Source organism: Xenorhabdus littoralis (assembly GCF_033949345.1).
GTDB lineage: Bacteria > Pseudomonadota > Gammaproteobacteria > Enterobacterales > Enterobacteriaceae > Xenorhabdus > Xenorhabdus littoralis.
The window spans coordinates 76953-91289 of the sequence record NZ_VCDP01000002.1 but is presented as its reverse complement, the minus strand read 5'-3'; the positions used below and the strand labels follow the sequence as shown (position 1 = coordinate 91289).

The 14337-nt window shown below is 41.9% G+C and carries 14 protein-coding genes and 2 tRNA genes; 6 read left to right on the top strand and 10 right to left on the bottom strand.

Going from position 1 to position 14337, the window contains the following annotated elements:
* The first annotated feature begins 180 nt into the window (after nt 1–180).
* Nucleotides 181–753: a hypothetical protein gene (locus FE394_RS00425; RefSeq protein WP_319924433.1), complete on the top strand. Its 573-nt coding sequence runs from the start codon at nt 181–183 to the stop codon at nt 751–753.
* 181 nt (nt 754–934) lie between these two features.
* Here FE394_RS00425 and pgl read toward each other — a convergent pair whose 3' ends face one another.
* Entirely contained in the window at nt 935–1921 is a 987-nt protein-coding gene (gene pgl / locus FE394_RS00420; RefSeq protein ID WP_319924432.1) for a 6-phosphogluconolactonase, read from the bottom strand.
* A gap of 147 nt (nt 1922–2068) precedes the next feature.
* Here pgl and FE394_RS00415 point away from each other — a divergent pair, with 147 nt between their 5' ends.
* On the top strand, nt 2069–2884 hold the full coding sequence (locus FE394_RS00415) for a pyridoxal phosphatase (RefSeq protein ID WP_319924431.1): 816 nt from the start codon (nt 2069–2071) through the stop codon (nt 2882–2884).
* Nucleotides 2885–3013: 129 nt separating this feature from the next.
* Here the strand turns inward: FE394_RS00415 and modC are convergent, their stop codons facing one another.
* The 4 genes from modC to FE394_RS00395 form a co-directional block, all read right to left on the bottom strand.
* On the bottom strand, nt 3014–4084 hold the full coding sequence (gene modC, locus FE394_RS00410; RefSeq protein WP_319924430.1) for a molybdenum ABC transporter ATP-binding protein ModC: 1071 nt from the start codon (nt 4082–4084) through the stop codon (nt 3014–3016).
* Nucleotides 4078–4770: a molybdate ABC transporter permease subunit gene (gene modB / locus FE394_RS00405; protein WP_319924501.1), complete on the bottom strand. Its 693-nt coding sequence runs from the start codon at nt 4768–4770 to the stop codon at nt 4078–4080. Before modB ends, modC begins: the two co-directional genes overlap by 7 nt.
* A gap of 109 nt (nt 4771–4879) precedes the next feature.
* On the bottom strand, nt 4880–5677 hold the full coding sequence (gene modA, locus FE394_RS00400; RefSeq protein ID WP_319924429.1) for a molybdate ABC transporter substrate-binding protein: 798 nt from the start codon (nt 5675–5677) through the stop codon (nt 4880–4882).
* Between the two features lie 256 nt (nt 5678–5933).
* Nucleotides 5934–6068 (bottom strand): AcrZ family multidrug efflux pump-associated protein, encoded by a 135-nt coding sequence (locus FE394_RS00395; RefSeq protein WP_319924428.1) that lies wholly within the window; start codon nt 6066–6068, stop codon nt 5934–5936.
* A gap of 169 nt (nt 6069–6237) precedes the next feature.
* Between FE394_RS00395 and modE the strand changes: the two genes are divergently transcribed.
* The 4 genes from modE (at nt 6238) to gpmA (ending at nt 10520) form a co-directional block, all read left to right on the top strand.
* On the top strand, nt 6238–7029 hold the full coding sequence (gene modE / locus FE394_RS00390; protein ID WP_319924427.1) for a molybdenum-dependent transcriptional regulator: 792 nt from the start codon (nt 6238–6240) through the stop codon (nt 7027–7029).
* A gap of 92 nt (nt 7030–7121) precedes the next feature.
* Entirely contained in the window at nt 7122–8597 is a 1476-nt protein-coding gene (gene modF / locus FE394_RS00385) for a molybdate ABC transporter ATP-binding protein ModF (protein ID WP_319924426.1), read from the top strand.
* A gap of 217 nt (nt 8598–8814) precedes the next feature.
* Nucleotides 8815–9660: a CPBP family intramembrane glutamic endopeptidase gene (locus tag FE394_RS00380; RefSeq protein ID WP_319924425.1), complete on the top strand. Its 846-nt coding sequence runs from the start codon at nt 8815–8817 to the stop codon at nt 9658–9660.
* Nucleotides 9661–9767: 107 nt separating this feature from the next.
* A complete protein-coding gene (gene gpmA, locus FE394_RS00375) occupies nt 9768–10520 on the top strand; it encodes a 2,3-diphosphoglycerate-dependent phosphoglycerate mutase (RefSeq protein ID WP_319924424.1) in 753 nt (250 codons plus the stop codon).
* A gap of 90 nt (nt 10521–10610) precedes the next feature.
* On the opposite strand, the gene aroG is transcribed toward gpmA, so the two are convergent.
* From aroG to cpoB, 5 genes are all read right to left on the bottom strand, one after another.
* Nucleotides 10611–11663: a 3-deoxy-7-phosphoheptulonate synthase AroG gene (aroG, locus tag FE394_RS00370; protein WP_319924423.1), complete on the bottom strand. Its 1053-nt coding sequence runs from the start codon at nt 11661–11663 to the stop codon at nt 10611–10613.
* Between the two features lie 212 nt (nt 11664–11875).
* Nucleotides 11876–12601 carry a nicotinamide riboside transporter PnuC gene (pnuC, locus tag FE394_RS00365; RefSeq protein WP_319924422.1) on the bottom strand — a complete coding sequence of 242 codons (726 nt, stop codon included), beginning with the start codon at nt 12599–12601 and terminating at the stop codon, nt 11876–11878.
* A 617-nt stretch (nt 12602–13218) separates the two neighbouring features.
* Nucleotides 13219–13294 (bottom strand) — tRNA-Lys (locus FE394_RS00360).
* Nucleotides 13295–13326: 32 nt separating this feature from the next.
* Nucleotides 13327–13402: transfer RNA gene (locus tag FE394_RS00355), tRNA-Lys, on the bottom strand.
* Nucleotides 13403–13558: 156 nt separating this feature from the next.
* Nucleotides 13559–14329, bottom strand: a complete 771-nt coding sequence (cpoB, locus tag FE394_RS00350; RefSeq protein ID WP_319924421.1) for a cell division protein CpoB — start codon at nt 14327–14329, stop codon at nt 13559–13561.
* Nucleotides 14330–14337: the final 8 nt, after the last annotated feature.

Below are 14337 nucleotides of genomic sequence, written 5' to 3'. Positions count from 1 at the left end.
GATAAAAATACTTAAAAACTCAATTACTGATAAAAAATAAAAGAACACAAAGACATTCTAAAAAATCAATCACTGATAAACATTAATTAACAATTACAGGCACTTCATATCACTTTAAAATTAATTTCCTGATATATTTCTTGCGAAATCCATACTCATTCAAACAAATAGGAATATATTATGAATAATGAAGACTTAATGGCACCTTCTAAAGAAGAAGTACAATCTCTATTTGAAATATCTAAAAACAGATATGATCAAGAAATTGCACATTATGAAACTCTTGTAAAAGAAAAACCTGAACTGGCTCAGCTTTTCTCAGAAAACCCACAACCAGATTCATTAATCATACCACCATTGAAACAAACAGAATATATTAGTGGATATTTTAACATCCACACATACTATCAACAAGGCAGTTATCCTTTTATCCAGGTATTATCTTATTCTACAATAATTGGCCATGAACCTCATACGGGGAGAAGAACCAGTTTTAATGGCTATGTTTACGGTGGATATAACCTCCCTATACTTAACTTTAATAATATCCATCTTAGTGGAATAGTCAGACATACACAAACCATTATCAACACGCCACTGAGCTTCCAGATTTTTATAAATCCTAAAAATGTAATTCTGCGTCTTTTCAGAGGAAATATTTATATAGGAGATTTGGTTTCCACGTATCAGAACAATATTATAGTCACACATCCGATTGCTGTTTCCGGGGTAGGTACTTTTAATTTCATCTGATATCAGTACATTTTTCATTTAATACTCAACAATCTTTAAATTGCAACACTGTAGTAAAGAATCAACTACCCAGTCATATAGTTAATTATGTGGCTGGGTTGATAGATCACAATTTATGCTTCATTTTTATCTTTTTCATCGTAAAAAATATATGCCGCGCCCGACACAGCGCGGCTCAGGTTTACAGTGCCAATACCGTAACCCACATTGGGGCTTTACCAACTGGATAACGCGCCAGTTGGGTTAGTTTCCCTGAATATTTGTCAATACGGGATACTGAAATATGATCCGATTTCTGCCCTGATGCAATCAGGAAGCTGCCGCTATGATCAATGGCAAAACCACGGGGTTGAGTTTCTGTCGCGTAATGCCCCGCTAATGTTAGGTGATAACCCTCTTCTGATACGAGGAAGTGGCTGATCAGGCTCTCTGAACGCTCACTCGTATAAAGATGACGGCCATCCGGTGTTATGTGAATATCTGCCGACCAACGAGTACTGGAAAAATCCGCTGGTAGTGAATCAACAGATTGTACGATACGGTATTTTTCCCACTTACGCAGAACATCAACCGTTGAATCCAACTCATTAATGCAGTAAATCGCCTGTTTTTCCGGATGGAATGCCATATGTCTCGGGCCTGCTCCTGCTACCGTCGTGATTTCATCAGCCCGGCTTTCGGTCAGATAACCCTGTTCATCCAAATTGAAAATACGAATGTGATCTTCTTTCAAGCATGGAATCAGTAATTGACGATTATCCCGATCGATATTGGCAGAATGCGGAGCTTGCAGACCTTCCACAATTTGAACCGGCGCTCCGGCGATACCATTTTCATCAATAGGATGAACACTTAGATTATTGAAGCTGTAAGAAGCAGAAAATAAAAAACGCCCTGCTCTGTCTGTTGATATATGGGTAGGACTTCCCGGCAATGGGTAAATAGCCTGCTGTTCAAGACACCCATCTTCTCCAATGGCATAACTCACGATGCTGAATTGAGGGCGGACCCCAACATATAAGTGTCTGCCATCAGGATTTATCACCATTGGTTGCACTTCGCCCGGCACATTTACTGTCTGGATGAGTGAAAGCTCACCAACAATATTGAGCGACCAGACGTGGATCTGACGGCTATTCGGGCTGGCTGTATAAACCACCTGTTTCATTTTCTCTCCTTAAGACTTCATCACTATTTCATTGATCTGTAATGATTTTAGAAAATTCTGCTCTGTTAAAATGTTGACATGAAAGTTTAACTATTTTTTACTAACGTATAATATCTGTCTACATCACAGATAACCTAGAGGCCAACCATGTCATATCGCGTCATTGCACTGGATCTAGACGGGACACTGCTCGATCCACAAAAGCGTATTCTTCCTGAATCGCTGGCTGTCCTGAATGAAGCCCGCCAATCCGGTATCAAGATTTTGATTGTTACTGGCCGACATCATGTCTCCATCCATCCTTTCTATCAAGTTCTGCAACTTGATACCCCTGCGATTTGCTGCAATGGGACTTATTCGTATGATTATCCTGCCAAGAAAGTGTTGGCTTCTGATCCTCTCTCCATCCAAGAAGCTATTCAGGCGCTTTCTTATCTGCAAGGCACAGAAATTCAGCACGTCATGTATGTTGATGATGCCATTTTATATGAGCATCCGCATACTGTAGCCCGAACTCTTGCATGGTCTGATTCATTGCCTGAGCATCAGCGTCCTAATGTCAATCAAATCAGTAAGTTTCAGGATGCAATTCACGCCGTGGATTTCATTTGGAAATTTGCCACCAATTCACCCAATTTAGTACAGCTACGTGAGATAAGCGAAAAAATTGAAGAAAACCTTGGCCTTGAGTGTGAGTGGTCATGGTTTGATCAAGTGGATATCGCTAAAAAAGGGAATAGCAAAGGTATGCGTTTGCAGCAATGGGTTGAATCTCAAGGAATGAGCATGAAGGATGTTATTGCCTTTGGTGATAATCATAACGACCTCAGTATGCTGGAAGCTGCGGGGCTGAGTGTTGCCATGGGCAATGGTGTCGATGCGGCTAAAGAGCGGGCAGATATTGTCACTCGGGATAATACCCAACCCGGCATCGCTGAAATTATTCGAAAATACGTGCTTTAATCGCTGCGTCCGATATCAATGGGAGCGCAAAGCAACCGCAAAATTTTCAGCGGTCGCTCCCTGAATATGTTCCCATTCGTTCTGCCTATCGTCTTTCAAGTTGCGGCTTTGTTCGCTGTAATTTTAAATCTATTGAGAGAGATGACGATTCAGCGAAACACTCTTAATTTGTGCATACAGCCATTGCCCTACCCGCAAATTAAGCTCTTCCTGTGCCCAAAGCGTAATTCTCGCCCATAAGATATGTTCACTCAGCGCCAGTTTGACATCAACCTGACCATTGTCCTCAAAAAACTCAATGACTTTTACTTGCAAGGTATTACGAATGCTGCTGGTTCTTGGGGGTTCCAAAACTAAGGAAACATCCGAGGCATCAATACGGATACGTAAGTCAGTTCCCGGGGCCGCATCAATTCGGGGTATCCAAAGGGGTTTATCAGCCGCCGCCACCGCAGTCATTTGATAACGCGGATGGTGTTCCATGACAGAAACGCTCAATATGCTACTGAGACTCTCTTTTTGTAGCCACGGACGCAAGGCGCTACTCGACCAAACGTCTTCCAATGTCCCTGTTGCCCTGACTTTACCCTTATCCATGACAATTACGTTATCTGCCAAGCGCAAAATTTCATCCAAACTATGGCTGACATACAAAATCGGAATTTTAACGTCTTCAGACAATTTTTCGAGATAAGGCAATAATTCGCGCTTACGGGGTAAGTCCAATGATGCAAGCGGCTCATCCATCAGCAGGATTTCAGGGGCAGTCAATAGTGCCCGGCCAATCGCTACCCGCTGTTTTTCTCCACCAGATAATGTGACGGGAAAACGTGACAACAAGTGCTCAATACCCAATAGGCCAATGATATTCTCAAACTGAGGTTTCATCTCTGGTGCCATACCGTATTGCAAATTACCTTTGACGCGATAATGCGGGAAAAGGCGGGCATCCTGAAAAACATAACCAATCCGGCGCTTTTCCGGTGGCAAAAAGATTTTCTGTTCCACATCCACTAAGATTCGGTCATTTAAAGCAATCCGGCCTTTTTGGGGACGAGTCAATCCGGCAATGACGTTGATCAGTGAGGTTTTTCCTGCACCTGAAAGCCCAAATATGGCAGTGATACTTTCTGTTGGCAAAGTGGTATCAATCTGCATGTGCAGCTCACCCAATCGCTGCTCAAAATCCAGTTCTAACATGCTGCCCCCAGACGTTTTTTGCCCCAACGCGCCAACCATTCGGAAAGCATCAATGAAATCAGCGCCAGCATAATAGCAATTATGCACAAACGCGCGGCGGCTGTTTCAGCTCCCGGCGTCTCTAGCAATGTGTACATGGCAAGGGGAATAGTTCGGGTTTCTCCCGGAATATTCGAAACAAAAGTGATGGTTGCACCAAATTCGCCCAGAGATCGGGCAAATGCCAACACCGCTCCCACGATGATCCCCGGTAATGACAATGGCAACGTGATGGTAAAAAAGACTTTAAGCGAACTTGCCCCCAATGTACGGGCAGCCTGTTCCAAACGTCGATCTATGTTTTCCAGTGACAATCGAATAGCCCTGACCATCAGCGGAAATGCCACTACAGCCGAAGCCAATGCCGCGCCCGTCCAATTAAATGCGAAGCTGATACCAAACCAATCATAAAGAAATTCACCAATGACTCCCCGACGTCCCATGCTGATAAGTAACAGATAACCCACCACCACCGGCGGTAAAACCAGTGGCAGATGGATAATGCTATCAAGCAAAGATTTCCCGAAAAACTGACAACGAGCCAGCATCCATGCCATTAAGATCCCGAATGGCAAACTGAATAACACCGCAATTCCTGAGATTTGTAAGCTCAATAAAATAGCCTGCCATTCGTATTCACTTAATATATCCAAAAGATCAGTTCCTACAGTGGACTATGCCTGTCGTCTTTCAAGTTGCAGCTTTGTTGGCTGCGCTCGCTCACCCCGGTCACATAGTTCTCTATGCTCCCGGGAATTAATGAGAGGCTCCTGCATCTTGAAATCCAATGGGTATGAAACCGTAACGCTTGAAAATTGCAGCGGCTTCAGGAGTTTTGAGATAATCATAAAAATCGCGAACCGCCTGTTTTTCATGACCTTTGATTATTGCTACTGGATATTCCACCGGTTTATGACTCTCTGGCGGAAAACCCCCCACGACTTTTACTTTTTTGCTGGCAACTGCATCAGAGCCGTAGACAATCCCCAGCGGAACTTCTGCCCGTTCCACCAGCGCCATACCACTGCGCACATTGTTAGCGCGAGCCATCAACGGACTCACCGTATCCCATGCATTTAGATTTTGCAGCGATTCCTTGGCATAGATGCCAACTGGCACATGATCAGGATCACCAACCGCTAAACGTCCTCCCGCCAGCAAAGATTTCCATTTTGTTTCCCGATTAATATCAACCTTGTCCAGTTGACTCTTTTGGGGAGCAATCAGGACAAGTTGGTTACCCAATAAGGTATGGCGGGTATTTTCAGCAATCAGTTGCTTATCCGCGACATAATTCATCCATTGTTGATCGGCAGAAATAAAGATATCCGCAGGCGCTCCCTGTTCTATCTGGCGAGCCAGTTTCGAAGATGACGCGTAAGAGGTAACGATATTCCCCTGTTTTTCTTTTTTATATTGAGCTGCAATATCGTCCAGTGCGTTAGTCAATGAAGCCGCAGCAAAAACGGTGACTTTATCTTCCGCCCAAACGTTGCCAACAAACGCCAAAGAGACTACAGCACCTATCAGCAGCGGATGAATTTTCTTTTTCATTTTAGATTTCACCTAAGACTATCAATATAGTGCGTCCAATATAGTGCGTCGTATATAACAAGATACAACGTTAAATGAAAATACTATTCTGAGATTAATCGGCAAGTTGTGAGCTAGTTTTAGCTTTTATGTTAGTTTTGCTTCTGGGTTACATTCGAGAGAATGGAAATAGCGATTAGGAAGGGATAACAGAAAGCGAAAATTACCCGGATAACCGGGTAATGGAAATTAGGTAATGGAAATTAGATGTATACGACTATCGTTCGGTATTTCCTGTTGTGGAAATAACGTTGAACAATCCGCCAAGCCCGTAAATTAGCGCCAAAATAGTGGCCATCACCACGGGGACCATGATCAGCGCAAATCCCATACTTCTAAGCAATTCAAACATGCCAACCTCATATCCTGAGTAACTAATAAACTCACTGTGTCATATCTGGCATAACACAGACACTAATCCCGCTATTCTAGACAATAAAAAGTAACGCTAACCGTCGAAACGTGCGATTCTTACGGTTATCTTATAAAAACTCTCAAATATTTGCCTGAAATGAATCACTATGCAAGCCGAAATATTGTTAACACTCAAATTACAGCAACGTCTTTTCGCTGATCCCCGGCGCATTGAGTTGCTTAAGCAGGTTAAAATCACGGGTTCTATCAGTCAGGGAGCAAAGCAGGCAGGGATCAGCTATAAAAGCGCCTGGGATGCGATTAATGAAATGAATCAACTCGCAGATGAGATGTTAGTAGAACGTACTACAGGAGGAAAAGGTGGTGGCGGTGCCCAGCTAACCCATTATGGCGAACGACTGTTGCAGCTTTATGAGCTTCTCGTAAAAATTCAACAAAAAGCATTTGACGTCCTGAAAGAAGATTCTCTGCCCTTGAATAGCCTGCTTGCCGCTATATCCCGCTTTTCATTACAAACCAGCGCCCGAAATCAATTTTTCGGTACAATCATTGAACGCAATCATGAAAATATCCAACAACACGTTCGTGTCCTGCTGGCAGATGGTAAAACATCCATCTATGCCGCTCTCACGGAACAAAGCGCGAATAAACTGGATCTTGAGAAAGGAAAAGAAGTTCTTCTGCTGATTAAGGCTCCGTGGATAACGTTAACCAAAGATTATATTCCTTCCAATTCGTTTGATAATGTCCTGTCTGGTCAGATTAGCCAGATTGAAACGGGAACCGAATACAGCGAAATTATCCTGACACTTGATGGTAAAGAATCACTCTGCGTTACCTTACCAAATCAAGAAGCAGAACGCCTGAAACTTCAACCCCATAATTTTGTCACTGCACTGTTCAATGCAGATAAAGTGATTATTGCCACACTGTGTTAATTGTTTAACAGACGAATACGCATTGACATTGAGTATTATTCCGCTTATTTCTGGTTATTATTTAGTTGATGTTGCTTAAATAAGGAAGAAAAATGTCTGAATTGCATATAACGCAAGGTAGTTTCCGTTTAAGTGACACCCGTACTCTACGGATACCGTCACTGAACATTATTTCCGGGGAAAATTGGGCTTTTGTTGGCGCAAATGGCAGTGGAAAATCTTCATTGGCTCGCGCCCTGTCAAATGAATTAATTCAATTGGCAGGAGAACGCTCTTGTTCATTTCATACACCAATGCGCCTCTCTTTAGAACAACTACAAAAACTTACCGATGAAGAGTGGCAACGTAATAATACGGATTTACTCAGTGAAGACGAAGAAGACACCGGACGTACCGCCGCAGATATCATTCAACGTCATCATAAAGACAATGAGCTATGCCTTGAATTAACCGAGTATTTTGGTATTAAGGATTTGCTTTCCCGTCGTTTCAAATATCTTTCTACCGGAGAAGTCCGTAAGGTCTTACTCTGTCAGGTATTGATGGCAGATCCCGATCTGTTGATCCTTGATGAGCCATTTGACGGACTGGATGCTTATGCTCAAGAGCAACTTTCCCAATTATTGGAAGCGTTGGCTGCAAAAGGCATTACCTTGGTTTTGATTTTAAACCGATTCCATGAAATTCCGGATTTTATCGAGAAAATCGGTGTGCTGGCGGATTGTCATCTGGTTTTGTCCGGAGAAAAAGCGGACATTCTGGCTGAATCTCTTGTCGCACAATTGGCGCACAGTGAAGAGCTGAAAAACACGCATCTCCCCGAAAAAGATGAATATCGTGTTGATGAAGAGCTTCCATCTGATCAACCTTTGGTGTCGATGCGTAATGTCATTGTTCAGTATAATGACAAGCCGATCCTCCACGATTTGAGCTGGCAAGTGAATCCCCGTGAGCATTGGCAGATCATTGGTGAGAATGGTGCAGGTAAATCGACACTCCTCAGTCTGATTACAGGTGATCATCCCCAGGGTTACAGTAATGAGTTAGTCTTGTTTGGTCGGCAACGAGGCAGCGGTGAAACAATCTGGGACATTAAACGCCATATTGGTTATGTCAGTAATGGTATTCATCTCGAATATCGTGTCAGTACCAGTGTCAGAAATGTCATTCTTTCAGGATTCTTCGATTCAATAGGGCTTTATCAGGCGGTTTCAGAGCGACAGCAACAGTTGGCTGATGAGTGGCTGGATTTATTAGGATTATCTGGAGCAACGGCAATGAGTCCATTTCATAGCTTGTCATGGGGTCAGCAACGACTCGTTTTGATCGCCCGTGCCTTAGTGAAACACCCTGCTTTATTAATTCTGGATGAACCCTTACAAGGGCTTGATCCCCTCAATCGTCAGTTAGTCCTGCGCTTCATTGATATCATGATTTCCAATGGTGATACACAACTGTTGTTCGTTTCTCACCATCAGGAAGATGCACCGACATGCATTACCCATCGACTAAAATTTATCCCTGATGGTGATATTTATCAGTATCAGACTGAGAGTATCTCCCGATAATCTCTGTAATTGCTTTATTTTCTAATCTGTTGCTGTGATTCCTTTCTTGATAGGGAGGGATCACAGGTCATTTCTCCACCTAAATTCAATCCCTATGAAACAAAACACGATTTTTAGAATGTTTTTTATTATTATTTTTGAATTTTTTAACCATTACTATAAAATCGCTGCCTATTTTTAGTTAGTTTAATTTTTTTTAAAGGTAACAGGGAATTATATGGCTTGGGCATTACTTGCCGTTTCATTAGCATTTTTGGAACGTCGCCAGAAAATTGCTTTTCTCATTGCACTCTTCGCTATCATTGCCGGAATCAGCGCTAACATACTCACCTACCCCGCAGTAATCACGCTGGCAGTGATTAGCATTTTAGGTATGGCGCACATTTATTGCAGAAAGCATACATATTGTAAAAAATATGCAATTTCCAGAATTATGACAGAATCATTACTGCTGATCTCTGGCATCCTTCTGTTCATGCATTATGTTCCTGGTTTCGATAATCTCAAATATCTGGATAAAGTACAGGTCGGCTCACTAAGCGCACCTTTTTCAATGTATTTCAACTTTGATAAAGCGCTACTGCCGTTTATCTTGTTATGCTGCTTACCTACTTTGTTCATCCGAAAACCTATAGTCAATGCCCCTGCGCACGGATGGGCATTACTCATTGCTACCATTCCAGCATTATTAGGTCTTGCGACAGCGTTGGGCGGATTATCCGTTGAGCTCCATTTACCTAGTTGGTTTCCTGCTTTTGTCTTTGCCAATATTTTCTTTGTTTCTTTAGCTGAAGAAGCTCTGTTCCGTGGCTATATTCAGCAAAGACTGAGTCAATGGATGAATCCATATCTGGCTCTTGTCATTACTTCTCTGCTATTTGGTGCTGCACATTTTGCTGGTGGTGCTCTGCTGGTGGTTTTCGCTACATTGGCAGGATTGATCTATGGCCTAACGTGGATGTGGAGTGGCCGCTTATGGGTGGCTGTTGCGTTCCATGTTTCACTTAATCTAATGCATCTGCTGTTTTTTACTTATCCAATAAAATTGGCAGGTATGATTTAAAACAAGAGTTGCAAGACTATTGTTTGCCGTATCGGTCTATCGCGCCATATAATGCCCGCTGCGATCATTTCATTTCGTATTAAAAAGTACTGATAGGAGTTTAAGCTATGGCTGTAACTAAACTGGTTCTTGTAAGGCACGGAGAAAGTGAGTGGAACAAAGAGAACCGTTTTACTGGCTGGACTGACGTTGAACTGTCTGATAAAGGCCGCTCTGAAGCACAACAAGCGGGTCAATTGCTGAAACAAGAAGGCTTCGCTTTTGATTTCGCCTACACTTCCGTTTTAAAACGTGCCATTCACACTTTGTGGAATATCCTGGACCAAGTCGATCAGCAATGGCTGCCGGTTGAAAAAAGCTGGAAACTGAATGAGCGTCACTACGGTGCACTGCAAGGACTGGATAAAGCAGAAACCGCCGCTAAGTACGGTGATGACCAAGTTAAATTATGGCGTCGTGGCTTCGCTATTACTCCTCCTGATTTGACCAAAGACGATGAGCGTTACCCTGGTCATGATCCTCGCTACGCGAATCTGAAAGCAGAAGAACTTCCAGTAACAGAAAGTCTTGCAACCACTATTGAGCGTGTGATTCCTTATTGGGAAGAAGTTATCAAGCCTCGCGTCGAAAAAGGTGAGAAAGTCATCATCGCGGCTCATGGTAACTCTCTGCGCGCATTGGTTAAATATCTGGATAATATGGGTGAAGATGAAATTCTTGAACTGAATATCCCAACGGCTGTGCCACTGGTTTATGAGTTTGATGAAAACATGAAGCCTATCAAGCACTATTATCTGGGTAATGCTGATGAAATCGCTGCAAAAGCGGCTGCGGTAGCAAACCAAGGTAAAGCAAAGTAATCCTTTAAGGATTCAAGCAAAATAATGTTAAAAAGCCGGAAGTTATCCCGGCTTTTTTATTGGTTTTTTATTGGTTATTTATTCTAAAAGTTAGCTTCTGCGATCCCTGATAGCCTGAGATAATTGACGCAGTAATGTTTCTGTATCCTCCCAGCCGATACAAGCATCTGTCACACTCTGTCCATAAACCAAAGGTTTGTCACTCTCCAGATTTTGGCTCCCTTCGACCAGATGGCTTTCAACCATGACACCAATGATAGCATTCTCGCCGCCAGCAATCTGGCCACAAACATCAGCACCTACAACCATTTGTCTTTTGAATTGCTTCGCGCTGTTTGCATGGCTGAAATCAATCATCACGCGGGGCGATAATCCTGATTTCTCCAGACCTTCCTTAACGGCGCTGACATGCTTGTCACTATAATTAGGCTCTTTACCACCGCGCAGAATAATATGGCAATCTTGGTTACCTGTCGTATTAACAATAGCTGAGTGACCCCATTTGGTAACAGACAGGAAGCAGTGTGGCGAACTGGCTGAATTGATAGCATCAATGGAAACTTTGATCGTGCCATCTGTACCATTTTTGAAACCTACCGGACAAGAAAGCCCTGATGCCAGTTCACGGTGAACCTGAGATTCCGTTGTACGTGCGCCTATCGCACCCCAGCTCATAAGATCTCCCAAATACTGAGGCGTAATCATATCGAGGAATTCACCCGCAGCAGGCAGCCCTGTGTTATTAATATCGAGCAGCAGCTGACGGGCAAGGCGTAATCCATTGTTGATATTAAAACTACAATCCATACTTGGATCATTAATCAAGCCTTTCCAGCCTACCGTTGTGCGGGGTTTTTCAAAATAAACCCGCATGACAATTTCTAAATCATCTTTCAATTCTTCACGTAATTTATTCAGGCGCCCTGCATATTCCAATGCCGCTTGTGGATCATGAATTGAACATGGGCCAATTACTACCAATAAACGATCATCTTCACCAATTAAAATATTGTGAATAGATTCACGTGCCTTACGAACAGTAATAGCACTTTCTACTGTCGCAGGAAATTTTTCAAGTAATGCCACTGGTGGTAATAATTCCGTTATTTTTCTTATTCTTATATCGTCATTCTGGTAATTCATTGTCCTTTCACCTAATGTGTTTACAGTTATTTGAAGTAATTTTGTGATCTCAATCTAACTGCTAGGCGCTGTGCTGTAAATAATATTTGTGAATAAAAAGAAGATGCATTCTTTATAAAAAACGCTATTAAACGTAAAAATGATGTTAATTCAGATAAATGGAAACATAACAGGCCATAAGCAGATTTATTGCCTATGGCCTGTTATGAGTTTTAATTTATATTTTCTTCTAGCGGTGGTTCCTGATGTTTAGCCGCTTTAATCCACAAGCGAGCACCATTCAGCGCAATACCTGTCAGAATAATATACTGTAGCGACATCGCCAAGACGCCTTGCTGATAGTAAATTACGATACTGATAACATTGATAATGATCCATATCAGCCAGTTTTCCACATGCTTACGGGTCATCAATATCATTGCCACTATCGATAATATCGTCATCACGGAATCCCAGAATGGGAAATCATCTGGCGGCAATTGTTCCATGATGATATTTGCGCCCATAGCCTGTAAGGCAAGAACCACAATTTTTGCCATATAGCCAAAGATTTGATCGATATTAAATGTCATAACCAATATGGCAAATATAGAAACCGCAGCAACCATGATCATCTGTTTGGGATTAAGCCAGCGAATTTTAAGCTCTGCTTGTTTTTGATCATCCACTCGACTCCAGGCATACCAGCCATAAACATTAGCAGCAAAGAAAAAGATTTGTAGGATCAGGCTAGCGTAGAGGTGGATTTGAAAAAAGATTATGGCAAATAGTGAGACATTAATTAACCCAAATAGGTAATTAATGATTTTTTCTTGGCTAGCGAGCCAGATACATAATAATCCCGCTATCGTGCCAATTGCTTCAATATATGAAAGATCATAACCACCTGCCCCTAACGGAATATGTACTAACGTGTTTTTAATGCTTAAAAAACCCATGCTTTATTATCCTTACCATAAGTAATGTTTAGTATATCCATACAACAAACGTTAAATTACGAGATAAATTAGCTATTTTGCCTTTTTATGTTTTGCATGCTAAACAAGATAACGAATTTATCAATAAAGTTCAACAATTCGCATTAGCTGAAACGCTTTGTTTTTCTACATAATCACATCAGACCTGTTAATGATAGCGATATTGAGATATATGATACGACTTACTGATTTCCCTTAACAAAACTATCCTTAAAAACCTATCCTTAAAAATCTATCCTTAAAAAATTATCTGTCAGAAAAATGGTGATTTAAAGATGAGCGGACCATTCTCCTATATTTGTTTATCGGCTGGATTCACGAAATGAACAAGAAATATTTACGAAGGGATTAGACGCATTTATGCAACTGTACAGTCAAATTGACAGGAACAACAAGAATAGGTGGCATTACATAGAATTCCATCTAACAGGATAATAGAAGCCGAAATTTATGAAATAAAAGAAAATGAGCAATATGTTAAAAGTGATACTGTCAGAAGAGTTAGACGAGAGTAAAAATCAATGTTCTACGACTGAACTAGGTTCATCTAAGGATGATGCTTAAAGTGAAGATTTAGATGGTGGGTCGTGCAGGATTCGAACCTGCGACCAATTGATTAAAAGTCAACTGCTCTACCGACTGAGCTAACGACCCATCTGAGGATATGCTTAAAGCGAGGATTTAAATGGTGGGTCGTGCAGGATTCGAACCTGCGACCAATTGATTAAAAGTCAACTGCTCTACCGACTGAGCTAACGACCCATTTAAATCTGTTTGGCAGTTATCCCTGCCAACGGCGGCTTATATTACTGATTTCTCAGATTGGTGCAACGTTTATTTTAGAAAACCCGATCAAGCGATCACTAATCAATCAATTATCCCCGAAAAGACCGATATATGACCTTTCGGGGATAATTATTACATTCCAGAAAGTTTTTTCTCAGCCATTTTTGCCGCACTACTTCCAGAATATTGCTTAACTACCTGCTGATAAACTGCTTTAGCCTTATCTTTTTGTCCTTTTTCCTGCATTATCAAACCAATTTTGTACAGAGAGTCACTACTTTTTTGTGACTTGGGAAAGTCTTTCACAACAGTAGCAAAGTAATAAGCCGCGTCGTCTTTTTTGCCTTTGTTGTAATTCAACTGCCCTAACCAATAGTTGGTATTCGACAGATATTTAGACTTAGGATAGGATTTGACGAAATTTTGAAATGCTGCAATCGCCTTATCATATTCTTTGGTGTTAATTGCCAAAGAAACGGCAGCATCGTAGTCTCCCTTTTCATTTCCCGTCCTAGCCGGTGCAGCGGATTGTTTATCCCCAGTTTGTGCTGAAGAAGCAGCATCAGCGCTTTCAGAACTCTCTGCGCTTGATGGATTAGTGATTTTATCCAACTGCTGATAAATATCTTTCTGGCGCTCAATAACCTGATTTAATTGATACTGATTCTCCTGAATTTGACCACGGAGTGTATCGATATCACGTTGAGAGTCAGAAAGCTGTTGCTGGAGTTGAGTTAATAATTGACTGTGAGCGTCAGAAATACGCTCTAATTGGGAGAGGCGCTCATCGGTGGAGCCTGAGCCGACATTACTGATTGGCGCTCGGGCAGTAGCGGCCCAAGGGGCCGCTACGCCAACCAATAACGACAGACCCAACACATAACGTCTGAAGTTACTGTTCATGCATTACT